Raw genomic sequence first — 23521 nt, 5'->3', positions numbered from 1 at the left:
GTCACCTCGGCCGGTCGAGGCGCTGGATGAGCAGGTCCGCGAGATCCTCCCGGGTGGGCGGGGCGGCGTAGTGGGTCAGGTAGATGGCGTTGAGCAGCTGGTCGGCGGCGACGAGTTCGGACCGGGATCGGCTGAGGAACTCGTGGATCAGGTCGGCGCCCAACCGGGCGGCCTCCTCGCCGAGATGGGCCCGCACCATGGTGGCGAGCCGTTTCTCCCCGGGCTGTCCGAGCTTGAGCTGGATGCACCGGCGCAGCAGCGCGGCCGGGAAGTCCCGCTCGCCGTTGCTGGTCAGGACGATGAACGGGAAGGCCCGACAGCGCACCCGGCCGTCCCGGACGGTCACCTTGGCCCCGTCGTCGGTGAGCACCCGCACCTCGGGCTCGGTGTCGGCGACCCGTTCCAGCTCGGGGAGCGCGAACTCCCCCTCCTCCAGCACGTTCAGGAGGTCGTTGGGCAGGTCGATGTCGCTCTTGTCGAGCTCGTCGATGAGCAGCACGCGGGGCCGGTCGGCGGGCAGCAGCGCGGTCCCCAGCGGTCCGAGCCTGATGTACTTGCCGATCCCGGGCGCCCCGCCGACCGCCCCGCCGCTGGCGGCGATCTGCACGTCCTGGAGCCGCGCGATGGCGTCGTAGCGGTACAGGCCCTCCTGGAGGACGGTCCGCGACACCACGGGCCAGCGCAGCACCCGGCCGAGCTTCAGCTCGTGGGCGACGGCGTGCGCGAGGGTGGACTTCCCCGTTCCGGGGTAGCCGGTGACGAGCAGCGGGCGGCGCAGGTAGAGGGCGGCGTTGATCGCCTCCAGTTCCTCGGGTTCGGGCCGGTGCGCTTCGACGGCCTGCCGGTGCGCGCCGAGCCGCCGGGCCACGTTCCCGTCCGGGCCGGCGGCACCGGATCCGCCCGCCCCGCCCGGCGCCCCGTCCCCGCCGTCGGGCTCCGTCGCCGGGCCCCCGTCGAAGTCCCGCCAGGGCGGCGGCCCGGGCAGCGCTTCGATCCCGTCGTGGGGCTCGCCGACCCCCCGGTAGATGAGCCACTCGTCATTCATGGAAGCTCCTCAGCGCACGTCACAGGTCTCCCCGCAACGGCTCGTCCTCCGGCAGCGGCCGGCCCGGGTCGTCCCAGACCAGCCCCACCCCCACCGCCCAGTACGCGTCCGGGTCCGCCCCGTGCGCCCGCGCCCGCAAGGCCCGCAGCCGGAGCGGCAGCACCTCGCCGCGCCCCGCCTCGGCCAGTTCCTCCCGCAGCCCCCGGTGGAACGGGGCGCACGACACCCCCGGATCCTCCGGGGGCCGCCGGCACACCGCCACCCCGAACCCCGCTTCCCGCACCCCGTGCAGCGCCCCCAGCGTCGGCTCCCGGTCCGCCGCCCGGCACAGCACCGGGACGATGTGGTCCGCGAGCCCGGCCAGCCACTGCGGCGAGGGGCTGCGGGGCCGCCCCCGGGCGCAGTCCGCCCGCTGGCCGGCCGGCGGGCCCGCCTGGACCCGCGCCCAGCGCCCGCCCGCCGTCTCCGAGGGCCCGGCGTACCGGAACACCACCGGCCGCTGCGCGCCCACCGGCACCCCGCCGGCCACCACCCATTCGTCCACCGCGAGCCCGAACAGCTCCGGCGCGACCGCCACCTCCAGCAGCGCGGCCGCCTCGTGCGTGTCGCAGCGCCGGAACCCCTCGGCCAGCGGTGCCCGCAGCGCGTCCGGCAGCCGGGCCAGGGTGGCCCGTACGCCCGAGTCGACCGGGGTCACCTGCGCGGGCCGGGTGGGCCCGGCGAGGACGGAGACCCGCCAGTCGTAGACGTCCTCCCAGCCGTGCGCCCACGCCTCCAGCAGGACCGAGGGCCCGGGCGGCAGCCCGTCGGCCGCGCGGGCGGGTCCGTACGGCGAACGCCCGGCCGACGCCCGGCGCCGCCGGGCCCGTTCGGCCAGTCCCCGGTCGTGCCGTTCGGCCAGCTCGCGGCGGAGCGGCCGCCACAGCCGCGCGGCGGTGGTCCGTACCCAGTCCCAGAGTTCCTCGTCGGCGCCGGGGGACGGCGGCTCCCGGTGGTCGGCCACGCTCACGTCGGTGGCGTACCGGAGCATCGCGGCGGCCTCGCCGGTCCCGCCCGGCGGGTCGTGCAGCAGTCCCAGCCCGTCGCGCCAGCTCAGCGGGGCGGGCAGGGCCGGGTCCGGTTCCTCGCCGCGGGCGGCCTCGGCCAGCGCCCGGACGGCCTCGGAGGAGCCCGGCGGGGGCAGTTCGGCGAGCAGCCCGCACAGGGTGGTGAGCTCGCCGGGGGTGAGGCGGCGGGGGCCGTACGGGTCGGGGTCCCCGGCGGAGAGTTCGTCGTGGACGTCGGTCCAGGTGCGCCGGCTGTCGAGGTCGCTGAGGTGCTGGTCGTAGTGGTAGAGGTCGTGGGCCTGCATGACCCGGCGGTAGAGCCCGATCTGCCCGGTGGCGGCCATCGGCAGGGTGCGTAACTGGGCGACGGAGACGGCGAGTCCGCCGCCGCCCGTGTGCCGGCGGGCCTTGACCACGCCGACGACCTCGCCGCGAGCCAGGTCCACCACGGGCCCGCCGGACATGCCGGGCTCGATCTCGTCGTCGTCGCCGAGCCGGATGGCGGCCCCGTTGGCGGCGGTGCCGCGCAGCCGGGTGGCGCGGCCGGTGATCTCGGGCACCCCGAGGTCCTCGGTGCAGCCGAAGTAGGCGGCCTCGTCCAGCCGGGGTCTGGCCCGGTCGGTGAGCCAGACGCAGGCGTGCGTGACGGGCGCGAGCACCCTCACGAGCGCCAGGTCGGGCAGGTCCCACAGGGTGCGCGGGCCGGGCCGCTGCCGCTCCAGCCGTTCGGGCAGGACGCATTCCACCCGCCCGGCGACGGTCCCGGTGGCGCCGCCCGCGCCGGAGGAGAAGGTGATGCCGATCTCCCGTCCCGCCAGACGCACCGCAGCACCCCCTTCGCCGACCACGTGCGCACACGTCAGCACCCAGCCGGGGGCGATGAAGAAGCCGCTCCCCCAGGTGGGTCCGGTGCCAGGGGATCCATACCCGTCCGGCGGGGCGTGGACGCGTACGGTCGCCGCCCGGACAAGGGGTTCCAGGAGTTCGAAGGCGCGTGCGGAGCTGCCCGTGCGCCCGTCCGGCATCCGCTGGCCCCCGACTCCCACGTGCCCCAATGAGGCATTCCAGGCTAGCGCCGGGAAAGGGGAGGGCGGGAGATCTCTTCGGGTACGCGGATTATCCTGGCGGGAAACACCCCTTCACCCTCATCACGGCACGGAGCCCGACTTGTACTTCACCGATCGCGGCATCGAGGAGCTGGAGAAGCGGCGCGGCGAGGAGGAGGTCACTTTCGAGTGGCTCGCCGAGCAGCTCCGCACCTTCGTCGACCTGAACCCGGACTTCGAGGTCCCGGTGGAACGCCTGGCCACCTGGCTGGCCCGCCTGGACGACGACGAAGCCGACGACGAGTAGCCGTCACGGACGTCCAACGCACGCCAGGCGCGCGCCGGGCGCACGTCGGCGGCACGCGAAGGGGCCCGACCGCTGAGCGGTCGGGCCCCTTCGGCCGTGAGAGACCGGCGGTGAGCCGGGGCTGCCGATCAGGCGGCCTTGGTCTCCTTGAAGATGCGGTCGATCTCGGCGATGAGCTCAAGGGCCTTCTGGCCGGTCGCCGGGTCGTTCGACGCCTTGGCGGCCGAGAGGGCCTTCAGGGTGTCGTTGACCAGGGTGTGCAGCTGCGGGTACTTCTCGAAGTGCGGGGGCTTGAAGTAGTCGCTCCACAGCACCGAGACGTGGTGCTTGGCGAGCTCGGCGCGCTGCTCCTTGATGGTGATGGCGCGCGCGCGGAAGTCGGCGTCCTCGTTGGCCTGGTACTTCTCCTGGACGGCCTTGACGGACTCGGCCTCGATGCGGGCCTGGGCAGGGTCGTACACGCCGCACGGCAGGTCGCAGTGGGCGGAGACCTTCGCCTTGGGGGCGAAGAGGCGGGAAAGCATGGGGTAATTCCTCCTCGTGATCGTCTTCTCAAGGGGGAGATTACTCGCTCGGATACCGGAATTCGCGGCCGCCCCCATGGGCTTAGGACAAAAGTCCAGGGTGCCGGGAGGCGGGGTGAGCGAATGTACGGGCGCGTGCGGCAGCATGCGGGAGGGACGAGGAGGTCAGGGATGGTGGAGAACAGGCGCTCGCGGGCGCGCTTCGAGGTACTAGAGGTGACGGGCCCGTCGATGGTGCCCACGCTGCTGCACGGGGACCGGCTGGTGGTGCGGTACGGGGCGGTGGTCCGGCCGGGTGACGTGGTGGTGCTGCGCCACCCGTTCCAGCAGGACCTGCTCGTGGTGAAGCGGGCGGCGGAGCGGCGGCCGGGCGGCTGGTGGATGCTCGGGGACAACCCGTACAACGAGACCGGCGACAGCACCGACTACGGGACGGTGCCCGAGGAGCTGGTGCTGGCGACGGCCGTGCTGCGGTTCCGGCCGCGCGCGGCGGATCAGCGTTCGCTCAGGGCACGGGTGTCCTGGGCGCTCTCGTCGCTGCGCCCGCTGTGGGCGGACGTCTCGGCCTCCAGACGCTTGCGGGCGCGGTAGGCGGCGACGTTCGCCCGGGTGGCGCAGCGGTCGGAGCAGTAGCGCCGGGACCGGTTGGTGGAGGTGTCGAGGTAGGCGTTGCGGCAGGGCGCGGCCTGGCACAGGCCCAGGCGGTCGGGGCCGTGCTCGGTGAGGTGGAAGGCCAGGCCGAAGGAGGCGATGGCGGCGTATCCGGCCGAGGCGTTCGAGGGGTGGTCGGCGAGGTGGATGTGCCAGTGCGGGCTGCCGTCGTCGCCGAGGCTGTCGTGGCCGGTGACCTGCGGGCTGATGGGGAACTCCATGAGCAGGGAGTTCAGCAGGTCGACGGCGAGGACGTGGTCGCCGCCGTCGGCGGCCTCGAAGACGGCGCGCAGTCGGCCGCGTACGTTGCGAAAGCGCGTCACGTCGGCGTCGGTGACCCGGCGGGCGGCCTGCACTCCGGGTCCGAAGAGGGCGCGGACGGCGTCCACCGAGGTGAGCGAGTCCTTGTTGCGGGCCGGCTCCTCGGTGTTGACCAGGCGCACGGCGTGGTCCGAGTAATGGGCCAGTTCCACTTGTTAGTCCTTACGGCTGCGGATTAGGGTCTCGGGTAACGACTGAGACGTATTCGAGGGTATTACGTATGGAGGGCTTCGGGATGGCGGATACCGTGACTGACTGGCAGGCCTGGCAGGACAGCTGGGACCGTCAGCAGGAGTGGTACATGCCCGACCGCGAGGAGCGGTTCCGGGTGATGCTGGACATGGTCGAGGCGCTGGTGGGACCCGCCCCCCGGGTGCTGGATCTCGCGTGCGGTACGGGAAGTATCACGGACCGCGTCTTCAGGAGGTTCCCGGAGGCCACCAGCACGGGCGTCGATCTCGACCCGGCGCTGCTCACCATCGCCCGGGGCCACTTCGCGGGCGACGACCGGGTCACCTTCGTCACCGCCGACCTCAAGGACCCGGCCTGGACCTCGGCGCTCCCGTACGACTCGTACGACGCGGTGCTGACGGCCACCGCCCTGCACTGGCTGCACAGCCCGGAGCTGGCGGTGCTCTACGGGCAGCTGGCCCCGCTGGTCCGCGCGGGCGGCGTCTTCCTGAACGCCGACCACATGCCCGACCCGACGACCCCGCTGATCAACGCCGCCGAGCGGGCCCACCGGCACGCCGGCATGGACCGGGCCCGTGAGGCGGGCGCGCTGGACTGGGCCGACTGGTGGGCGCTGGCGGCCGCCGACCCGGTGCTGGCCGAGCCGGTCAAGCGCCGGTTCGAGATCTACGGGGAGCACGCCGACGGCGACACCCCGGACGAGGCCTGGCACGCCCGGACCCTGCGCGGGGCGGGCTTCTCGGAGGCCCGGACGGTCTGGCGCTCGCCGTCCGACGCCCTGGTGCTCGGCGTCAGGTAGCCGCTGCGACGCGTGAGGGGCGGTACGGGAATCCCGTACCGCCCCTCAACCGCGTCGCGCGCCTACAGCACCTTGGACAGGAACGCCTTCGTCCGGTCGTGCTGCGGGTTGCCCAGGACCTCGCGCGGGTGGCCGGACTCGACCACGACACCGCCGTCCATGAAGACGAGGTTGTCGCCGACCTCGCGGGCGAAGCCCATCTCGTGCGTGACCACGATCATGGTCATGCCCGATTCGGCCAGGTCCCGCATGACGTCGAGGACGTCGCCGACGAGCTCCGGGTCGAGCGCCGAGGTGGGCTCGTCGAAGAGCATCAGCTTCGGCTCCATGGCCAGCGCGCGGGCGATCGCCACACGCTGCTGCTGGCCGCCGGAGAGCTGCGAGGGGTAGTTCCCGCCCTTGTCGCCCAGGCCCACGCGGTCGAGCAGCCGGACGGCGCGCTCGCGCGCCACCGCCTTGCTCTCGCCCTTGACCATGACCGGGGCTTCCATGACGTTCTCGATGGCCGTCATGTGCGGGAACAGGTTGAAGCGCTGGAAGACCATGCCGATCTCGCGGCGCTGGGCCGCGACCTCGCTGTCCTTCAGCTCGTAGAGCTTGTCGCCCTTCTGCTTGTACCCGACCAGCTGGCCGTCCACCGAGAGCCGCCCGGAGTTGATCCGCTCCAGGTGGTTGATGCACCGCAGGAAGGTCGACTTGCCGGAGCCGGACGGGCCGACCAGGCAGAAGACCTCTCGGGGGGCGACCTCGAGGTCGATGCCCCGCAGGATGTGGGCGGCGCCGTACGACTTGTGGACGCCCTCGGCCTTGACCATCGGCTGAGCGGTCATCGCGCGACCTCCGTACGGCGGAACATGTTCAGGTTGGCCTTCAGACGCTGGAAGGGCGTCGGCGGCAGGTTCCGCGTGGAACCACGGGCGAAGCGGCGCTCCAGGTAGTACTGGCCGACGCTGAACACACTGGTCAGGGCCAGGTACCAGACGGATGCCACGAACAGCATCTCCATGATGGCACCGGCCGTGTTGCCGATGTTCGACGTGGCCCGCAGGAGTTCCGTGTACTGCACCGCCGAGACCAGTGACGAGGTCTTCAGCATGTTGATGAACTCGTTGCCGGTCGGCGGGATGATCACGCGCATCGCCTGCGGCAGCACGATCCGGCGCATGGTCTTCGTCTGCGGCATGCCGAGCGCGTGGGCGGCCTCGGTCTGGCCCTCGTCGACCGACTGGATGCCGGCCCGGACGATCTCCGCCATGTAGGCGCCCTCGTTCAGGCCGAGGCCCAGGAGGGCGACCATGAACGGGGTCATGACGTCGACGGTCTCGTTCTTGTAGATCGGACCGAGGTTGATGTACTGGAAGATCAGCGACAGGTTGAACCACACCAGCAGCTGCACGTACACCGGGGTGCCGCGGAAGAACCAGATGTAGAGCCAGGAGACGGCGCTCGTGACCGGGTTGTTGGACAGGCGCATCACCGCGAACACGATGCCGAGCACGAGGCCCAGCAGCATGGACGAGACGCTGATGATCACGGTGTTGCCGAGGCCGCTGAGGACCGCCGGGTCGAACAGCTTGTCGCCGACCGTCGCCCAGATGACGTTGCCCTGGGAGAAGGCGTAGACGAGCCAGGCGATCAGCGCGACGACGACCACGCCGCTGACCCAGCGGCCGTAGTGCCGCACCGGGATTGCCTTGATGGCCTCGTACGGGGTTCCCGAGGCGCCGGATCCGGCCGGCGGGGTGTCGGCCGGACCCTTTTCGATCTTGTCAGTCACAATGACTGCCCTTCAGTGGAGCGTGGAGCGCGGGACTTACTGACCGGCGTTGATCGTCGCGGACTTGACGGCGCTGTCCTGCACGTTCCACTTCTCCAGGACCTTGGCGTAGGAGCCGTCCTTGATGGTGGCGTCGAGGGCCTGCTTGAGGGCGTCGCGGAGCTGGGTGTTCTCCTTGCTCACTCCGATGCCGAAGAGGCCGACGTCGCTCTGCTGGCCGGCGACCTCGAAGTCGTTGCCGCCGCCGGAGGTCTTCACGGTGTACGCGGCGACCGGGTAGTCGTTCAGGTCGGCGACGGCGCCGCCGGCCTTGACGCGGGTCTGCGCCTCGGCGTCGGTGTCGAAGGCCTGGATGGTGAGCTTCTTGTCGCCGCACTTCTCGGCCTGGGCCTTGAAGGTGTCCTCGTAGATCGTGCCGCGCTGGACGGCCACGGTCTTGCCGCAGAGGTCGTCCATCGACTTGATGCCCTCGGGGTTGCCCTTCTTGACGAGGAGCGAGAGGCCGGAGGAGAAGTAGTCGACGAAGTCGACGCCCTTGCCGATCTTCTCGCCCTTGTCGTCCAGACCCTCCTGGCGCTTCTTGTTGTCGGTGATCGACGACATGATCGCGTCCTGGCGGCCGGAGTAGATCGAGGTGATCAGGCCGTCGAAGGTGCCCGCGGTGAACTCGAACTTCACGCCGAGCTGCTTGCCGAGCGCCTCGGCGATGTCGGGGTCGACGCCGACGATCTTGCCGCCCTCGACGAACTCCATCGGGGCGTAGGCGGAGTCCGTGCCGACCTTGATGACACCCGCGTCCTGGATCTTCTTCGGAAGGGCCGAGAAGAGCGGGGCGTCGCTCTTCTTCGCCGCGGAGGAGGGCTCGGTCTTCCCGGCGCTCTCCGTCTGGTCACCACAGCCGGTGAGGATGAGGGCTCCCGCGACCGCGATCGCGCCAGCCGCGGCGATGCGGGACCGGGCGGCGGTCGTACGACGGGTGGTGCTTGCGGTCATGGGCTGGTTCCTCCGACAGGTGGAAAGCATCCGAAAACGGTCGTGGCACGCACCATCGAGTGTCGCGACCTTGTGTGGTTACGGCATCTTGCCATTCGGACTGACGCATTCAGGCAGCTCGTCAGGTCAAAATCGGATAACGGACATCCCAGGCGACCCATCAGCCCTGCGGGCGAGGGCCCTTCTGGCCGAACTATGCGCTGTGACCAGGCACTTTCACCGCAGTTTTTGCTGCGCGTCTCGACTGCTGGACACGAAGGTTTGGACTTTTCGCCAAAACCGTGACAACAGGCTTATGGTCGAGCAGGAATCGACTCGTCTGGGCGAGCGTTCTTCCGGTAAAACGGATCCTTACACCCCTCATCAGGGGCTCAGGGCGCGCGTGCGGCGCGCCCGCGCGTACGAACCTCCCCTTCGCGGAGACGGGCCAACCGTCGATGCGGAGTACGGACGCGGTGCCCGCCCACCCCTTAACCAGGAGTGGTCACCCTCAACGATTCAAAACTTAAGGGGCCAAGAAAGTGGCAGCGGAGATCGTCAATCCTCGCAGCGACAGCGGGACGGACAACAACCCCGATGCGGTGTTCGCGCTGCACCGGGGCGGCAAGATGGCCGTGCAGGCCACCGTGCCGGTCAACGACAGGGACGACCTGTCCCTCGCTTACACGCCGGGCGTGGCCAAGGTCTGCAGCGCCATCGCGGAGAACCCGGAGCTCGTCAACGAGTACACCTGGAAGTCCAACGTCGTCGCCGTCGTCACCGACGGTACGGCCGTACTCGGACTCGGTGACATCGGGCCCGAGGCCTCCCTCCCCGTGATGGAGGGCAAGGCCATTCTGTTCAAGCAGTTCGGTGGGGTCGACGCGGTTCCGATCGCGCTCGCGACCAAGGACACCGACGAGATCATCGAGACGGTCATCCGTCTCGCCCCGTCGTTCGGCGGCGTGAACCTGGAGGACATCTCCGCTCCGCGCTGCTTCGAGATCGAGCGCCGTCTCCAGGAAGCCCTGGACATCCCGATCTTCCACGACGACCAGCACGGCACCGCCATCGTGACGCTGGCCGCCATGCGCAACGCGGCGAAGCTGACCGGTCGCACCCTCGGCGACCTGCGCGCCGTGATCTCGGGTGCGGGCGCGGCGGGCATCGCCATCGCCAAGATCCTGGTGGACGCGGGCATCGGCGACGTCTGCGTCACCGACCGCAAGGGCGTCGTCTCCGCGGACCGCTCCGACCTGACGGACGTCAAGGCGGAGATCGCGGGCCTGACGAACAAGAGCGGCCTCACCGGCTCGCTGGAGTCCGCCCTCGCGGGCGCCGACGTGTTCATCGGCGTCTCCGGCGGCACGGTCGCGGAGGAGGCGGTGGCCTCGATGGCGAAGGACGCGTTCGTCTTCGCCATGGCCAACCCGAACCCGGAGGTCCACCCGGACGTCGCGCACAAGTACGCGGCGGTCGTGGCCACGGGCCGCTCGGACTTCCCGAACCAGATCAACAACGTGCTGGCGTTCCCGGGCATCTTCGCGGGCGCCCTGAAGGTCCGTGCGAGCCGGATCACCGAGGGCATGAAGATCGCCGCCGCCGACGCCATCGCCGGCGTCGTGGGTGACGAGCTCGCCGCCGACTACGTGATCCCGTCGCCGTTCGACGAGCGCGTCGCGGCGGCCGTCACGGCGGCCGTCGCCGCGGCCGCGAAGGCCGACGGCGTGGCCCGGCTGGCCTGACCGCCACCGGGATCGCCACCGGGACCACCACCCGGATGCATGTGAAAGGGCCCGGCCGGATCACTCCGGCCGGGCCCTTTCACGTGGCGCGGCACCCGGATGCCCGTACGCACATTCCGTACGGACGCCCTGGGGACGCGGCGAAACGCACCCTCCTGGCCCCCGAACCGGGAGGGGTCGCCCGCTGTGGGGAATGCGGAAACCGGAATGACAGGCTCATGACCAACGGCATGCCGCATGGCCTGAATATTACCCCGCCCCGAGGCCGGTGCGTGACGTTCCGGTTCTACCTCTCGATAGGACAAGACCGCACGTGAGGGCCGCAGTTGACGGGGTGTCTCACAATTCCGCTCCGTACTCCCACCCATCATTCGGGACGCAGGTTCGCGCCCACCCGGTTCCCACGGATTTCACCGAACCGGCGCCCTTCGTCCGGCCGGGCCTGGTGGCCGCCCCTACCGGGCGGTAGCGTCTGGCGGCATGTTCGCTGCCTATGCCGCCCGAATCGACCGTGACCAGCCGCTGAGCGGCCTTGAGCTGGGCGAGCGCCCGGCCCCCGAGGCCCGCCCCGGCTGGGTGACCGTGAACGTCAAGGCCGCCTCCCTCAACCACCACGACCTGTGGTCGCTGCGCGGGGTGGGCCTCGGCGAGGACAAACTCCCGATGATCCTCGGCTGCGACGCCGCCGGGATCGACCAGGACGGCAACGAAGTCGTCCTGCACTCCGTGATCGGCCAGAGCGGCCACGGGGTCGGCCCGGACGAGCCGCGCTCGATCCTGACCGAGCGCTACCAGGGGACCTTCGCCGAGCAGGTGACCGTCCCCGCCTGGAACGTGCTGCCCAAGCCGGCCGAGCTGTCCTTCGAGGAGGCCGCCTGCCTTCCGACGGCCTGGCTGACGGCGTACCGGATGCTGTTCACGAACGCGGGCGTGCGTCCCGGCGACTCCGTCCTGGTCCAGGGCGCGGGCGGCGGGGTCGCCACCGCCGCGATCGCCCTCGGCAAGGCGGCGGGCCTGCGGGTCTTCGCCACCAGCCGGGACGAGGCCAAGCGCAAGCGGGCGGTGGAGCTGGGCGCGCTGGAGGCCTACGAGCCGGGCGCACGGCTCCCGCACCGGGTGGACGCGGTGATCGAGACGGTCGGCGCGGCCACCTGGTCGCACTCGGTGAAGTCGCTGCGGCCGGGCGGGACGCTGGTCATCTCCGGCGCCACGAGCGGGGACCGGCCGGCCCACGCCGAACTGACCCGGATCTTCTTCCTGGAGCTGAAGGTGGTCGGCTCGACCATGGGCACCAAGGACGAGCTGGAGGACCTGCTGTCCTTCTGCGCGGCGACCGGCGTCCGGCCGGTCATCGACGAGGTACTGCCGCTGGACCGGGCCCGCGAGGGCTTCGAGAAGCTGGAGTCGGGAGACCTCTTCGGCAAGATCGTCCTCACGGTCTGACGATCCGCCGGCCGGCCACCCGTTTGTCAATCAGGGTTGACACCCCTCCCTTGTCAACCTAGATTGACATGCATGACGGAAGCCACCGACCTCGCCGAACGGGCCGGAGACCAGGACCCCCGCGTGGGCCTGCGCGCCGTGACCGCCCTCCGCAGGCTGCTGGAGCAGCTGGAGGCCGTACAGGTGCGCAGCGCCCGCGCGCAGGGCTGGTCCTGGCAGGAGATCGCGGCCGAGCTGGGCGTCAGCCGGCAGGCCGTACACAAGAAGTACGGGAGGCTCTGATGTTCGAACGCTTCACCCGGGACGCCCGCGACACGGTGACGGGGGCGGTGGACGAGGCCCGCCGGGCCGGGGCCGCCACGGTCGCCGAGGAGCACCTGCTGCTCTCCCTGCTGGCCCTCGGCGCCTTGGACCCGCTCGGCGTGGACCGGGCGGCGGTGTCCGCGGACCTCGCGGCGTCCCGCCGCCGGGGCGGGATGTCGCGGGCCGACCAGGAGGCCCTCGCGGGCCTCGGCATCGACCTCGACGGGATCGTCTCCCGCGTCGAGGAGGCCCACGGCGCGGGCGCCCTGTCCGCCCCGGAGCCGCGCCGCCGGACCCTGGGCTCCTCGCTCCGCTCGGCCCTCGGCCGGCCGGAAGCGGACCAGGGGCACGTCCGGTTCACCCAGGGCTCGAAGAAGGTCCTGGAGCAGTCCCTGCGCATCGCGCTGGGCCGCAAGGACCGGCACATCTCGACCCTGCACCTGCTGCTGGCCCTGCTGTCCCGGCCGGGCGCGGTCTCCGAGGTCCTCGCGGACCACGGGGTCACCTACGCCACGGCCGAGACGGGCCTGGCCGCCTGAACGGCGCCGTTACGCGCCGTGGCGCAGCCCCGCCTCGATGCGGGCGGCCGCCGCGGCCAGGTGGGCGCGGGCCTCGGCCAGCTGGGCCGGGCTGACGCCGTGGTCGCGGGCCGCGTCGCGGATGTCGTCGCGGAACCGGTCCAGCAGGCGGTCCAGGTCCCGGGCCGGGTCGGCGGTGGGTGCCAGGTCCTCGGCCCAGTCGGCGCCGGGGGCCGCGGGGGCGGAGGCGCCGGGGGCGGAGGTTCCGGGGGCGGAGGTTCCGGGCGCGGAGGTTCCGGGCGCGGAGGTTCCGGGCGCGGAGGTTCCGGGCGCGGAGGTTCCGGCATGGGCGTTGGTGTTGGCTCCGCCGCCGAGCCAGGCGCCGGCCAGGCTGCCCAGGACGCCGCCCGACTTCGCGAACTGCTCCTGGAACTGGGCCGCGATCCGCTGGACCTCCTCGCGGGCCCGCTCCTGCGCCTCCTTGGCCTGACGGCGGGCCTGCTGGGCCTCTTCACGGGCCCGGCGGCTCTCGTCCTTCGCCCGCCGCGCCTGCTCCTTCCACTCCTGCTTCGCCTTGCGCAGCTCCTCCTTGGCCGCCGTCCAGGCCGCGTCCTCGACGGGGCCCGTCGCGGTCGCGGAGGCGGCGGCCCGCATCTCGCGCCGCAGATCGCCCGCCGCGCCCTTGACGTCGGCGCGGATCTCGGCGGCCAGCTCGGACACCGACTCGCGGATCTCCAGCTCCAGGTCGGCGAGCTCACCGCCCCGGTCGGCCAGTTCGGCGCGGCCCGCCTCGGTGATGGAGTACACCTTGCGCCCGCCCTCGGTGGCGTACGTGACCAGGCCCTCGGCCTCCAGCTTGGCGAGCCGGGGGTACACGGTGCCCGCGGAGGGCGCGTACAGGCCCTGGAAGCGCTCCTCCAGCAGGCGGATCACCTCGTACCCGTGGCGCGGGGCCTCGTCCAGCAGCTTGAGGAGGTAGAGGCGGAGGCGTCCGTGGGCGAAGACGGGCGGCATGTCAGAGCACCTTCTTGTCGAGCGTGAGGGGGGCGGCGGCCGGGGTGTCGGCGGCGGGCGCGTCGGAGGCCGGGGCGTCGGAGGCCGGCCGGCGCAGCAGGGCGATGGCACCGGAGACGGTGGTGGCCCGGAGGGTGCCGGTGCCGGCGCCCAGGGTGCCGGTGATCCGCTTGGCGCCGATCTGGCCGGAGACCCGGAGGTCCTCGAAGGCGTTGGAGACCCCGCCGGTGGCGGTGTTTGCCTCCACCCGGGCGTCGGCGGGGTGCGGCAGGCGGATCGCGACCTGGCCGGAGACGGAGTTGAGCGAGATGTCCACCGGGGTCGGCTCGGCGGGGTCGAGGGCCAGGTCGATGAGCATGTCACCGCTGACCGAGTCGGCCCGTACGCTGCCGGCCGCGCCGTCGACCACGGTCAGGCCGCCGGATACGGAGTGGAAGGCGAGCTCGCCGGTGACGGACTGGGCCTCGACGCCGCCGGACACGGTGTGCGCCTTGACCTTGCCGGAGAGGCCGACGAGGGTGGCGTCGCCGGAGACGCCGTTGACGTCGGTGCCGCCGCGGATGCCGGAGACGAAGGCGGTGGCGCTGACGGTGGCCACCTGGACGCGGGTGGCGGCGGGGACGGTGAGCGTGACGGTGGCGCTGCGCTCCCAGGCCTTGCGGCCGCCGGCCGCCTTGCCGGACCAGGCCTTCCAGGGCTTGCTCTGGACCCACTCCTTGAAGCCCTGGGAGCCGTTCCAGGGCAGGTCCTCGTAGGAAACGGTGAGGACCCCGGCCTCCTGCACGACGTGCAGCGGGGGACCGTCCACCTCGGCGACCTCCAGTCGCGCGGGTCCTTCGTCGGAGGCGACCACGTTCACGGTCCCGCCGACCAGCCGGACCCGGAGCTCGGCCACCGCCCCGTCGAAGGCGAGCCGCCGCGGTTCGCCGACGGACCAGGTCGAAGTCTGCTCTTCCATGGTGCGGATCCTCCTCGGACGTGCACGGACAACGCCTCGACGCTCGCAACATATCGCGTCTTCTGAAAGACACGATATATCGCGGCTACGGGAAGTCAAGCGCGTCCCCGTCCCGGGCGCCCCTCCGCCATTCCCGGCCCCGCCTGGGCCAATCCCAGCCCCGCCGGCGTTTGAGGCGCGGGTCCGGGCGGAGCCCGGTGCCCGGCGCAGCCGGGTTCCCTGGGGCTCCGCCCGGACCCGCGCCTCAAACGCCGGCGAGGCTGGATGGTCCGGCGCAGCCGAGCGAGGCGGACCCGGCGAGGCCGGGGGCGAGGCGGGGGCGGCACAGCGGAGCGACTCCGAGCCCCTGGGGGGCAAGCGCTGCCCCGGGCGGGGCCCCCGGGGCGGCGGGACAGGCCGGACGGAGCCCGGACCCCGGAACGGGACAGACCTGGGCGGGGCCCGGACCCCGACGCAGGTCAGACCGGGGCGGGGCCCGGACCCCGACGCAGGTCAGACCGGGGCGGGGCCCGGACCCCGACGCGGGTCAGGCCGGGTGGGGCCAGGACCCCGACGCGGGTCAGGCCGGGTGGGGCCAGGGCTCCGGGGCGGGGTCAGGGCCGGTGGGGCCCCCGGGCTTCGGGAGCGGGGCCGGGGTAGGCGCGGCCCGGGAACCCGGAAGCAGGGCCAGGCCGCGGGGCTCCGGGGCCCGGCGCGGGGGGCGGGAGCCGGGGGCGGGTGGCGTCCCGGAGGGGTTACGCCGCCAGGAGGGGGCTTTCGTGGTGGTGGAGCCACGCTCGGTACGGCGGGGTGCGCAGGGCCGCCTCGCGGTAGGCCGAGCGGAGGTCCTCGAAGACCTCCGCGTGCGCCCCCGGCCGGGTCGCCAGCAGCAGCCGCACCGCGAGCGGGTCCCCCGACAGCGGCCGGATCGCCATGTCGTCACGCGGCCCGGACGTCGGCTGGCACGGCGCGACCGCCTCGCCGGAGATGATCAGCGAGGTCGCGGTGTGGTAGTCGGCGTGCAGGACGGGAGGGTCGAGCCCCGCGCCCGCGAAGACGCGCCGCAGGCCGTCCCACTCGCCGTCCACCGACGGGTCCACCGTCCACCGGTCCCCCGCCAGGTCCCGTAAGTCCACCACCGGCCGCCGCGCCGCGGGATGGTCCCGGGACATGGACACGAACTGCGGCTCCCGCTCCATCAGGACCCGCATCTCCAGCCCGGCCGGCACCCGCAGCGGACTGCCCTCGACCTCGTGCACGAACGCCACGTCCAGCTGCCCCGAATCCACCATCCGCAGCAGCGCGTTGGCCGAGACGTCCACCACCAGCGTGGTCTCCGTGTCCGGAAGCCGTCGGTGCAGCCGCCGCAGCCAGCCCGGCAGCGCCCGGCTGGCCGTCGAGCCGAGCCGCAGCCTCGGCCCCTTGGCCACCGCCCGCGCCTCGGCCACCAGCGCGGCCATCTCGGCGAGCAGCGGACGGGCCCGCCCGAGTACGGTGCGCCCGAACGGCGTGGGCCGGCATCCCGTCCGCTCGCGCAGGAACAGCTCGCCGTCCAGGGCCCGTTCGATCCGGCGCAGCTGGGTCGTCAACGAGGGCTGGCTCACGCCGAGTTGCCGCGCCGCCTTGTGCAGGCTGCCGGCGTCGGCGATGGCGCACAGGGCGCGCAGGTGCCTGACCTCAAGCTCCATGTCCAGAGGGTAGGCCGGGTCCGGTGGACCGCACCAGCCACTGACGACCCACCGAATCCCGCCATTCTCACGGAAGTTGGCTTGCCGAAACCCCCCGATAACCCCGGGCTATCGGTGGCTGACATCATCCCCCACCCCCTCACGCTCCCGCAGACTCCGGTACCGAACCATCCACCCCCCGCACCGGATGAGCAGGAGTCCCCCACATGCGTCACTCCCGTATGTCCCGAACGGCCATGCTGGCAGCCACCGTCGGCCTCGGCCTCGCCACCGCCTTCATCGGCGTCGCCCCCACCGCGAGCGCGTCCCCGGCGCCCGTCGGCAACGCCGCGAGCTACGCCGCGTACGAGCGCTCGCAGGAGAACGAGTCCGCCAACCGTGCGTTCTTCGAGGCGGTCCAGCGCTCGGTGGCCGAGCAGCGTGCCGCGAACCCCGGCATCCAAGCCGTGACCGTCACGTACAACACCCGCAACGCGCCGAGCTTCCGTACCCAGATAGCCCGCTCCACGCAGATCTGGAACAGCTCGGTGGCCAACGTCAAGCTCCAGGAGGTTTCCTCCGGCGGGAACTTCTCGTACTACGAGGGCAACGACTCGCGCGGTTCCTACGCGAGCACGGACGGCCACGGCCGGGGTTACATCTTCCTCGACTACCGCCAGAACCAGCAGTACAACTCCACCCGGGTGACCGCGCACGAGACCGGCCACGTGCTGGGTCTGCCGGACCACTACTCGGGCCCGTGCTCCGAGCTGATGTCGGGCGGCGGCCCGGGCACCTCGTGCCAGAACGCCAACCCGAACGCGGCCGAGCGCTCCCGTGTGAACCAGCTCTGGGCCAACGGACTCGTCGCCTCCGGGCTGGGTTCGAAGGGCTAGCCCACCTCCCGGGCGACGAACGCCGGACAGTCCGGGTTCCGGCAGGAACCCGGCACCCACTCCGGTACGAAGATCCCCAGGGACTTGCGCCGCCTGACCAACGTGTCGACGGAACTGCCGCAGGCCGGGCACACGCGCTGCGTGTGCCCGGCCTGCGGTGCGACCGTGGCGCGTGCCTGCTCGTCGTTGTGCTGGTGACCGGTCATACCTCCACGGTAGGCCGGTTCGCGCCGATGCGGCGGGTCAGCGCTCGCGGGCGTAGGTGCTGACGACCTGGCCGCCGCCGAAGGTCTTGACCCCGGTCAGCTCCAGGCCCCGCACCCCGAAGCCGGCGCGCGACATCGGGATGCCGGAGCCCGCGAACACCGGGTACGTCTTGACGATGAACTCGTCGATCTCCTCGACCAGCTGGCCCGCGAGGTCGGCGCCGCCGCACAGGTAGATCCCGAGGCCCGGCCGGGCCTTCAGCTCGCGCACCAGCTCCACCGCGTCCCCGCTGACGACCGTCACGGCCGGGTCGGGCGACTCGGTCAGCGATCGGGACAGCACGTACTGCTCCAGGTGGGCGTAGGGGCTGGTGATCCCCATCTTGAGCCCCGGGTCGTAGGTGCCGCGCCCCATCAGGATCGTGTCGAAGCGCTTGGCGGCGCCGACGTCGATGCCCAGGGGGGCGTGGACGTGCGTGGGCAGGGTCTCCGGGTACTCCGCCGCCACGTGGGCGATGTACTCCGGGTCGAGCCACTGGGTGAGGTAGTCGCCGTCCCCCTCCGGGTCCGCGATGAACCCGTCGACCGACGTGGCGATGTAGTACGTGAGCTTGCGCAAGTAGATCTCTTCCGTTCGACCGCGCCCCTCAGCCGAGGCACGTCAGCGAAAGTACTTCAGCTGAAGTGGTTACGCAAGCCCCTCTTTCCCTCAGCCCCGCGGCTTGCGCCACATCGGCCACATCAGCGGCCCGTCGGGCAGTCGCACCGCCTCGCCCGTGAACTCCCAGCCGAGCCGCTCGTACAGCCCCTTGCTGCGCCCACTGCTCGCCTCCAGGTACGCCGGCACCCCCTCGCGGTCGCACCGCTCCAGCACCGGACGCATCAGCTCCGTACCGAGCCCCTCGCCCTGCCGGCCCGGCGCGACCGCGATCATCAGCAGGTACTCGTGCTCCTCGGCGGTCGGGTGCACCGCGCCCGTGAGCCGCCCGACCAGCTCGCACCGCTCGTTGTCGGGATCGGCCACCGCGCGCATCCTCGCCGGAACCTCATCCTCACCCTCCGGTTCCCCAGCCGGAACCCGCAGCCACAGCGCCGCCGCCGAGCCGTCGACCGCGTAGTCGATCCGGCCCTCCTCCAGCGCCACGTCCACGAAGACGCCGAGGAACTTCCCGTGCACCGCCGCCCGGTGCCCGGGATCGGGGAAGACCCAGCTGCTCACGGGATCGCTGCGGAACGCCTCGTCCAGCAGCCGCGCCACCGCGTCCCGGTCGGACTGATCCGCCTGACGTATCTCCAGCACCATCGGGAACACCCTTCGCTCACGCCTCAACGGCCTTGAGCGATCCTAGAGTTGGCCCCGATACGCGGAAAGCCCTGTTCCGGCACCGTGCGATGCCGGAACAGGGCTTGCGGACCGCTTGCGCAACCACCGCCGATCCGTCCTACGAGGTCACCCGGTCCCTGCGCGGTCACCCGGTCCTAAGGGGTCACCCGCTCCTACGCGGTCACTTGGTCCGGCGCGGTCACTTGGTCCGGCGCGTGACGAACTCCGCCAGCGCCAGCAGCCCGCCCGCCGCCGCGAGGTCCGGAACGGCCCGGGACAGCTGCTGCACCGCCCGGCCCATCCGGTCCGCGGCATGGGCCTGCGCCCAGTCGCGGCCGCCGGCCCGCTCCACCGCGGCCGCCGCCCTCTTCACGTCGTCCCCGCTCATGGGGCCCGCGTACAGGGCGGCCAGCTCCTCCCCCGCCTCGGTGCCCGAGGTGAGGGCCGCCACGACCGGGAGGGACTTCTTGCGGGCGATCAGATCGGCCCCGGCGGGCTTGCCGGTGTGGCCCGGATCCCCCCAGATGCCGATCAGGTCGTCGATCAGCTGGAAGGCCAGCCCGGCCTCCCGCCCGAAGGCGTCCATCGCGTCGACCTCGTCGGGCCCGGCGCCCGCGTACAGCGCGCCGAGCGCGCAGGCGCAGCCGAGCAGCGCCCCCGTCTTGGCCATGGCCATCGTCGTGCACTCGTCGAGCGAGACGTGCGGGCGCTGCTCGAAGGCGCAGTCCGCCTGCTGGCCCGCGCACAGCTCGATGACGCACGCCGCGAGCCGGCTGGAGGCCGCGGCCGAGGCCGGGTGCGGGTCCTCCGCGAGCAGCCGCAGCGCGAGCGCGAGCATGGCGTCGCCCGTGATGATCGCGTCCGGTATCCCGAACACGGTCCAGGCCGTGGCCCGGCCGCGGCGCCGGGCGTCCTTGTCGATGACGTCGTCGTGGAGCAGCGTGAAGTTGTGCGCCAGCTCCACGGCGACCGCCGCCCGTACCGCGCCGTCGGCCCCGCCCTGCGGCTGCCGGAGGGCCTGGGCCGCGGCGAGCACGAGGGCGGGCCGGATGGCCTTGCCCGCGTTGCCCGCCGTCGGGGAGCCGTCCTCGTGCTCCCAGCCGAAGTGGTACATCGCCACGCGCCGCATCGAACCGGGCATGGTCTCGACCGTCCGGCGCAGCTCCGGGTTGACCGTTTCCCTGGTCCGCTCCAGGAGGGCCGCGGCCTCCTGGCCCTCGCCGGCCGTGATGGTCTCAGTGGTCGCCATGGCGCGCCCCGTGTGTCCCCTGCGTCCGCTCTCGCGTCCCGGCCTGCCGCCTCAGCGCCAGCGGCCGATCTCGACGTTCTCCAGGACGCCGAGCGCGTCCGGCACGAGCACCGCGGCGGAGAAGTAGGCGGTGACCAGGTACGAGATGATCGCCTGCTCGCTGATGCCCATGAAACGGACCGACATGCTCGGCTCGATCTCGTCCGGGATCCCGGGCTGGTGGAGGCCGATGACGCCGGACTCGTCCTCGCCGGTGCGCATGCACAGGATGGACGTCGTCCGGGCGTCGCTGATCGGGATCTTGCTGCTCGGGAAGATCGGCACGCCGCGCCAGGACGGCACCCGGTGGCCGCCGACGTCGATCGACTCCGGGTACAGGCCGCGCCTGTTGCACTCGCGGCCGAAGGCGGCGATGGCCTTGGGGTGGGCGAGGAACATCTTGGAGCCGCGCCGCATGCTGAGCAGCTGGTCCATGTCGTCGGGGCTGGGCGCGCCGTCGTGCGGCTGGATGCGCTGGTCGTAGTCGGCGTTGTGGAGCAGGCCGAAGTCGGTGTTGTTGAGCATCTCGTGCTCCTGGCGCTCGCGCAGCGCCTCGACCGTGAGCCGCAACTGCTGCTCGGTCTGGTTCATCGGCTGGTTGTACAGGTCGGCGACGCGCGTGTGCACCCGCAGGACCGTTTGTGCAATGGAGAGTTCGTACTCGCGCGGCTTGGCCTCGTAGTCGACGAAGGTGCCGGGGAGGACGGCCTCGCCCTGGTGGCCGGCGGAGAGGTCGATCGCGGCCTCGCCGTAGTTGTTGGTCCGCTGCGCGGGCAGGGCCCGTACGGAGTCGATGTGCGCGCGCAGGCCCTCGACGCGGTCGGCGAGGAGCTGGAAGTCCTGGCGGGACAGGACGAGGGCGGTGCCGGAGGTGGCGGCGCGGGCGGTGTACTCCCAGATCGCCTCCTCGTCCACGAGGGAGTCCTCGCCGAAGTAGGCGCCGTCGGCGACGGTCCGCAGGACCGCGTCCTCGCCGTAGGGACCGGGGCCGATCTGGTCGATGCGGCCGTGGGCGAGCAGGAACACCTTGTCGGAGGCGCTGCCGAAGGAGGTCAGCTCCTGTCCGGCGGCGAAGTCGATCTGCTGGCACCGCGCGGCGAGTTCGGTGAGGACGTCGAGGTCCTCGTAGGTGCGCAGCAGCGGCAGCTCGCCGAGCTCGGCCGGGATGACCTGGACCTGGGTCCCGGTCTTGATGAACTCCACGCGTCCGTCGCCGACCGAGTAGCTCAGCCGCCGGTTCACCCGGTAGGTGCCGCCTTGCACCGACACCCACGGGAGCATCTTCAGGAGCCACCGGGAGGTGATTTCCTGCATCTGCGGAGCGGACTTGGTCGTGGTTGCCAAGTTCCGCGCGGCCGAGGTCGCGAGACTGCGCTGCGGCAGAGACTGGGCCTCGGCTTCGGAACCTGCCTGGACCGACATGTGTTTCCCTTTCGATCACTCCATGGATCTGCGGGTCCAGCCTTCAGCACGCAACGTGGTGGGACCATTACACAAAAGGGTGGGACTAGTCCGAGTGGGCCTGGGCACTCTCTTGGGTTCAACTCCTTCACTCGCGCGCCCTTGAGCCCCACCGGTTCCGGCCACCGACGGACGGACCCGCCCTCATAACTTGCAAGACAGATGCAACTTTCCGTACGGTGACGGCATGCGGCTGACCCGATTCACCGACCTGGCGCTCCGCGTCCTGATGCGCCTGGCCGTCGCGGACACGGACCTCCCCACCACGCGCGACGTGGCGGCGACCATGGAGGTTCCGTACACGCACACCGCCAAGGTGGTCGCCAGGCTGCAGCACCTCGGCCTGATCGAGGCGCGGCGCGGCCGCGGCGGAGGGCTCGCCCTCACCGCCGCCGGGCGCGCGGCCTCGGTGGGCGGGGTGGTCCGGGAGCTGGAGGGCGCCGGCGACGTCGTGGACTGCGACGGCACCACGCCGTGCCCGCTGCGCGGCGCGTGCGTCCTGCGCGGCGCGCTGCGCCGGGCCCAGGAGGCGTTCTTCGCCGCTCTGGACCCGCTGACGGTGAACGACCTGGTGGCGGCGCCGACCGGGCCGCTGCTGCTGGGCATCTCGGGCGGCCCGCCGGGGCGGATTCCCTAGAGGAGCGCACCCCGAGGACCGGGTGGCCGGTTCCCGCCACCCGCGGACAACGACCCAAACAGGTGTCCCCACGCGTTCGCGCACCCAAAAATATGCATCTCAAAATCCAATTCACACCTTCGAGGAGTTCCGAATGCTGTCGGAGAAGTCGACCGAGACCGTACGCGCCACCCTGCCCGCCGTCGGGGCGGCCATCGGCGACATCGCCGAGCTCTTCTACGCGAAGCTGTTCGCGGCCCACCCGGAGCTGCTGCGGGACCTGTTCAACCGGGGCAACCAGAACTCCGGGGCCCAGAAGCAGGCCCTCGCGGGCTCCGTCGCCGCCTTCGCGACCCACCTCGTGGCGCACCCCGGCACCCGCCCCGACGTGATGCTGAACCGCATCGCGCACAAGCACGCCTCGCTCGGCATCACCCGCACGCAGTACGCGGTCGTGCACCGGTACCTCTTCGAGGCCATCGCGGAGGTCCTCGGCGAGGCCGTCACCCCCGAGGTCGCCGAGGCCTGGGACGAGGTCTACTGGCTGATGGCCGGCGCCCTCACCGCCATCGAGGACCGCCTCTACGCCGAACGGCAGGTGCTCGCGGGCGACGTCTGGCGCGACTGGCGGGTCGCCGCCCGGGTCGAGGAGACCGCCGACTGCACCACCTTCCACCTCGCCCCGGCCGACGGAAGCCCGGCGCCCGCCTTCGCGCCCGGCCAGTACGTCTCCGTACAGGTCGAACTCCCGGACGGTGCCCGGCAGATCCGCCAGTACAGCCTTTCCAACGCGCCCGGCTCCCCGGTGCGCGCGATCACCGTCAAGCGGGTGCACGGCCCGGCCGCGGCCGGCCCCGACGGCGAGGTCTCGAACCACCTCCACGCCCGCGTCCGGACCGGCGACACCCTGCGCGTCTCGGCCCCGTACGGCGACCTGGTCCTGCGCGACCGCGGCGCGCCGGTGCTGCTCGCCTCCGCGGGCATCGGCTGCACCCCGATGCTGTCGATGCTGGAGCACCTGGCCGACACCGGGCACGCGGCCCCGGTGACCGTCCTGCACGCCGACCGCTCCCCCGCCGACCACGCGCTGCGCGGCGATCACCGGGCACTGACGCACAAACTGCCGGACGCCTCGGCCCGGTTCTGGTACGAGGCCGACGCCGAGGCCGGCGACTCCTCCGGCCGCCTCGACCTGTCGGACGTCCCGGTCGCGCCCGGCACCACGGCGTACCTGTGCGGGCCGCTCCCCTTCATGCGGGCCGTGCGCGAGGGACTGCTCGCCAAGGGGATCCCGGCCTCGGACATCCACTACGAGGTGTTCGGCCCGGACCTGTGGCTGGCCGCCGGGTAAACCCCCGGGCAACCCCTGTGGCGGGCGGGCCGGCCGGGACGAGTGTCCGGATCGGCTCGCTCGCCGTACGAA

General features: G+C 72.1%; 25 protein-coding genes. 10 read left to right on the top strand and 15 right to left on the bottom strand.

Going from position 1 to position 23521, the window contains the following annotated elements:
* Window position 1: 1 nt before the first annotated feature.
* Complete coding sequence (locus OG982_RS20475) at window positions 2–1045, bottom strand: MoxR family ATPase (protein ID WP_266949007.1); 1044 nt, start codon at window positions 1043–1045, stop codon at window positions 2–4.
* A 19-nt stretch (window positions 1046–1064) separates the two neighbouring features.
* A complete protein-coding gene (locus OG982_RS20470) occupies window positions 1065–3116 on the bottom strand; it encodes a trypsin-like peptidase domain-containing protein (protein WP_266784658.1) in 2052 nt (683 codons plus the stop codon).
* 142 nt (window positions 3117–3258) lie between these two features.
* Here OG982_RS20470 and OG982_RS20465 point away from each other — a divergent pair, with 142 nt between their 5' ends.
* Window positions 3259–3444 (top strand): DUF6104 family protein, encoded by a 186-nt coding sequence (locus tag OG982_RS20465; RefSeq protein ID WP_008741559.1) that lies wholly within the window; start codon window positions 3259–3261, stop codon window positions 3442–3444.
* A gap of 128 nt (window positions 3445–3572) precedes the next feature.
* Here the strand turns inward: OG982_RS20465 and sodN are convergent, their stop codons facing one another.
* Window positions 3573–3968 (bottom strand): superoxide dismutase, Ni, encoded by a 396-nt coding sequence (sodN, locus tag OG982_RS20460; protein ID WP_266784661.1) that lies wholly within the window; start codon window positions 3966–3968, stop codon window positions 3573–3575.
* Window positions 3969–4139: 171 nt separating this feature from the next.
* Between sodN and sodX the strand changes: the two genes are divergently transcribed.
* Window positions 4140–4559, top strand: coding sequence for a nickel-type superoxide dismutase maturation protease (gene sodX, locus OG982_RS20455; protein WP_266949005.1), 420 nt, complete (start codon window positions 4140–4142; stop codon window positions 4557–4559).
* Here the strand turns inward: sodX and OG982_RS20450 are convergent.
* Window positions 4463–5092: a CGNR zinc finger domain-containing protein gene (locus tag OG982_RS20450; RefSeq protein ID WP_266949004.1), complete on the bottom strand. Its 630-nt coding sequence runs from the start codon at window positions 5090–5092 to the stop codon at window positions 4463–4465. The two genes, sodX and OG982_RS20450, sit on opposite strands and share 97 nt — an antisense overlap.
* A gap of 83 nt (window positions 5093–5175) precedes the next feature.
* Here OG982_RS20450 and OG982_RS20445 point away from each other — a divergent pair, with 83 nt between their 5' ends.
* Complete coding sequence (locus tag OG982_RS20445) at window positions 5176–5931, top strand: trans-aconitate 2-methyltransferase (RefSeq protein WP_266784667.1); 756 nt, start codon at window positions 5176–5178, stop codon at window positions 5929–5931.
* Window positions 5932–5993: 62 nt separating this feature from the next.
* Here OG982_RS20445 and OG982_RS20440 read toward each other — a convergent pair whose 3' ends face one another.
* From OG982_RS20440 to OG982_RS20430, 3 genes are read right to left on the bottom strand one after another with little or no spacing between them, the layout of a single operon-like run.
* Entirely contained in the window at window positions 5994–6761 is a 768-nt protein-coding gene (locus tag OG982_RS20440) for an amino acid ABC transporter ATP-binding protein (RefSeq protein WP_053691788.1), read from the bottom strand.
* Entirely contained in the window at window positions 6758–7708 is a 951-nt protein-coding gene (locus OG982_RS20435; RefSeq protein ID WP_266784669.1) for an amino acid ABC transporter permease, read from the bottom strand. The genes OG982_RS20440 and OG982_RS20435 overlap by 4 nt, the downstream gene beginning before the upstream one ends.
* Window positions 7709–7744: 36 nt before the next feature.
* The gene (locus OG982_RS20430; protein WP_266784670.1) at window positions 7745–8701 is read right to left on the bottom strand and encodes an ABC transporter substrate-binding protein; all 957 of its coding nucleotides are present in this window, start codon (window positions 8699–8701) and stop codon (window positions 7745–7747) included.
* Between the two features lie 533 nt (window positions 8702–9234).
* Here OG982_RS20430 and OG982_RS20425 point away from each other — a divergent pair.
* The 4 genes from OG982_RS20425 (at window position 9235) to OG982_RS20410 (ending at window position 12710) form a co-directional block, all read left to right on the top strand.
* Window positions 9235–10425: an NADP-dependent malic enzyme gene (locus OG982_RS20425; RefSeq protein WP_323139297.1), complete on the top strand. Its 1191-nt coding sequence runs from the start codon at window positions 9235–9237 to the stop codon at window positions 10423–10425.
* Window positions 10426–10905: 480 nt separating this feature from the next.
* Window positions 10906–11868 (top strand): zinc-binding dehydrogenase, encoded by a 963-nt coding sequence (locus OG982_RS20420; protein WP_266784671.1) that lies wholly within the window; start codon window positions 10906–10908, stop codon window positions 11866–11868.
* Window positions 11869–11940: 72 nt separating this feature from the next.
* Window positions 11941–12150, top strand: a complete 210-nt coding sequence (locus OG982_RS20415; RefSeq protein ID WP_266784673.1) for a helix-turn-helix domain-containing protein — start codon at window positions 11941–11943, stop codon at window positions 12148–12150.
* Window positions 12150–12710: a Clp protease N-terminal domain-containing protein gene (locus OG982_RS20410; protein ID WP_266784675.1), complete on the top strand. Its 561-nt coding sequence runs from the start codon at window positions 12150–12152 to the stop codon at window positions 12708–12710. Before OG982_RS20415 ends, OG982_RS20410 begins: the two co-directional genes overlap by 1 nt.
* Window positions 12711–12719: 9 nt before the next feature.
* Here OG982_RS20410 and OG982_RS20405 read toward each other — a convergent pair whose 3' ends face one another.
* The 3 genes from OG982_RS20405 to OG982_RS20395 form a co-directional block, all read right to left on the bottom strand.
* Window positions 12720–13703, bottom strand: a complete 984-nt coding sequence (locus OG982_RS20405; protein WP_266784677.1) for a helix-turn-helix transcriptional regulator — start codon at window positions 13701–13703, stop codon at window positions 12720–12722.
* Between the two features lies 1 nt (window position 13704).
* On the bottom strand, window positions 13705–14661 hold the full coding sequence (locus tag OG982_RS20400) for a DUF4097 family beta strand repeat-containing protein (RefSeq protein WP_266784679.1): 957 nt from the start codon (window positions 14659–14661) through the stop codon (window positions 13705–13707).
* A 734-nt stretch (window positions 14662–15395) separates the two neighbouring features.
* Window positions 15396–16328, bottom strand: a complete 933-nt coding sequence (locus OG982_RS20395) for a LysR family transcriptional regulator (protein WP_266784681.1) — start codon at window positions 16326–16328, stop codon at window positions 15396–15398.
* 206 nt (window positions 16329–16534) lie between these two features.
* On the opposite strand from OG982_RS20395, the gene snpA reads away from it, so the two are divergent.
* Window positions 16535–17203 (top strand): snapalysin, encoded by a 669-nt coding sequence (gene snpA, locus OG982_RS20390; protein WP_266784683.1) that lies wholly within the window; start codon window positions 16535–16537, stop codon window positions 17201–17203.
* Here snpA and OG982_RS20385 read toward each other — a convergent pair.
* The 5 genes from OG982_RS20385 to OG982_RS20365 all read right to left on the bottom strand — a co-directional run bounded on the left by OG982_RS20385 (window position 17200) and on the right by OG982_RS20365 (window position 21443).
* Entirely contained in the window at window positions 17200–17409 is a 210-nt protein-coding gene (locus OG982_RS20385) for a hypothetical protein (protein ID WP_266784685.1), read from the bottom strand. The two genes, snpA and OG982_RS20385, sit on opposite strands and share 4 nt — an antisense overlap.
* Before the next feature lie 37 nt (window positions 17410–17446).
* Entirely contained in the window at window positions 17447–18028 is a 582-nt protein-coding gene (locus tag OG982_RS20380; RefSeq protein WP_266784687.1) for a dihydrofolate reductase family protein, read from the bottom strand.
* 90 nt (window positions 18029–18118) lie between these two features.
* A complete protein-coding gene (locus OG982_RS20375; protein WP_266784689.1) occupies window positions 18119–18712 on the bottom strand; it encodes a GNAT family N-acetyltransferase in 594 nt (197 codons plus the stop codon).
* A 220-nt stretch (window positions 18713–18932) separates the two neighbouring features.
* Window positions 18933–19982 carry a family 2 encapsulin nanocompartment cargo protein polyprenyl transferase gene (locus OG982_RS20370; RefSeq protein ID WP_266784691.1) on the bottom strand — a complete coding sequence of 350 codons (1050 nt, stop codon included), beginning with the start codon at window positions 19980–19982 and terminating at the stop codon, window positions 18933–18935.
* Window positions 19983–20033: 51 nt separating this feature from the next.
* Window positions 20034–21443: a family 2B encapsulin nanocompartment shell protein gene (locus OG982_RS20365; RefSeq protein WP_266784693.1), complete on the bottom strand. Its 1410-nt coding sequence runs from the start codon at window positions 21441–21443 to the stop codon at window positions 20034–20036.
* 226 nt (window positions 21444–21669) lie between these two features.
* On the opposite strand from OG982_RS20365, the gene OG982_RS20360 reads away from it, so the two are divergent.
* Window positions 21670–22119, top strand: coding sequence for an Rrf2 family transcriptional regulator (locus OG982_RS20360; protein ID WP_266784695.1), 450 nt, complete (start codon window positions 21670–21672; stop codon window positions 22117–22119).
* A 133-nt stretch (window positions 22120–22252) separates the two neighbouring features.
* Complete coding sequence (locus OG982_RS20355; RefSeq protein WP_266949002.1) at window positions 22253–23449, top strand: globin domain-containing protein; 1197 nt, start codon at window positions 22253–22255, stop codon at window positions 23447–23449.
* Window positions 23450–23521: the final 72 nt, after the last annotated feature.

This window comes from Streptomyces sp. NBC_01551 (genome assembly GCF_026339935.1).
GTDB lineage: Bacteria > Actinomycetota > Actinomycetes > Streptomycetales > Streptomycetaceae > Streptomyces.
The sequence above is the reverse complement of the archived record's forward strand: the minus strand, read 5'-3'. Positions and strand labels throughout refer to the sequence as shown.

Coding starts and splice junctions, on each gene's coding strand:
- OG982_RS20475 (WP_266949007.1), bottom strand. CDS start 1,045: ATGAATGACGAGTGGCTCATCTACCGGGGGGTCGGCGAGCCCCACGAC.
- OG982_RS20470 (WP_266784658.1), bottom strand. CDS start 3,116: ATGCCGGACGGGCGCACGGGCAGCTCCGCACGCGCCTTCGAACTCCTG.
- sodN (WP_266784661.1), bottom strand. CDS start 3,968: ATGCTTTCCCGCCTCTTCGCCCCCAAGGCGAAGGTCTCCGCCCACTGC.
- sodX (WP_266949005.1), top strand. CDS start 4,140: ATGGTGGAGAACAGGCGCTCGCGGGCGCGCTTCGAGGTACTAGAGGTG.
- OG982_RS20445 (WP_266784667.1), top strand. CDS start 5,176: ATGGCGGATACCGTGACTGACTGGCAGGCCTGGCAGGACAGCTGGGAC.
- OG982_RS20440 (WP_053691788.1), bottom strand. CDS start 6,761: ATGACCGCTCAGCCGATGGTCAAGGCCGAGGGCGTCCACAAGTCGTAC.
- OG982_RS20430 (WP_266784670.1), bottom strand. CDS start 8,701: ATGACCGCAAGCACCACCCGTCGTACGACCGCCGCCCGGTCCCGCATC.
- OG982_RS20420 (WP_266784671.1), top strand. CDS start 10,906: ATGTTCGCTGCCTATGCCGCCCGAATCGACCGTGACCAGCCGCTGAGC.
- OG982_RS20415 (WP_266784673.1), top strand. CDS start 11,941: ATGACGGAAGCCACCGACCTCGCCGAACGGGCCGGAGACCAGGACCCC.
- OG982_RS20410 (WP_266784675.1), top strand. CDS start 12,150: ATGTTCGAACGCTTCACCCGGGACGCCCGCGACACGGTGACGGGGGCG.
- OG982_RS20405 (WP_266784677.1), bottom strand. CDS start 13,703: ATGCCGCCCGTCTTCGCCCACGGACGCCTCCGCCTCTACCTCCTCAAG.
- OG982_RS20400 (WP_266784679.1), bottom strand. CDS start 14,661: ATGGAAGAGCAGACTTCGACCTGGTCCGTCGGCGAACCGCGGCGGCTC.
- OG982_RS20395 (WP_266784681.1), bottom strand. CDS start 16,328: ATGGAGCTTGAGGTCAGGCACCTGCGCGCCCTGTGCGCCATCGCCGAC.
- snpA (WP_266784683.1), top strand. CDS start 16,535: ATGCGTCACTCCCGTATGTCCCGAACGGCCATGCTGGCAGCCACCGTC.
- OG982_RS20385 (WP_266784685.1), bottom strand. CDS start 17,409: ATGACCGGTCACCAGCACAACGACGAGCAGGCACGCGCCACGGTCGCA.
- OG982_RS20375 (WP_266784689.1), bottom strand. CDS start 18,712: ATGGTGCTGGAGATACGTCAGGCGGATCAGTCCGACCGGGACGCGGTG.
- OG982_RS20370 (WP_266784691.1), bottom strand. CDS start 19,982: ATGGCGACCACTGAGACCATCACGGCCGGCGAGGGCCAGGAGGCCGCG.
- OG982_RS20365 (WP_266784693.1), bottom strand. CDS start 21,443: ATGTCGGTCCAGGCAGGTTCCGAAGCCGAGGCCCAGTCTCTGCCGCAG.
- OG982_RS20360 (WP_266784695.1), top strand. CDS start 21,670: ATGCGGCTGACCCGATTCACCGACCTGGCGCTCCGCGTCCTGATGCGC.
- OG982_RS20355 (WP_266949002.1), top strand. CDS start 22,253: ATGCTGTCGGAGAAGTCGACCGAGACCGTACGCGCCACCCTGCCCGCC.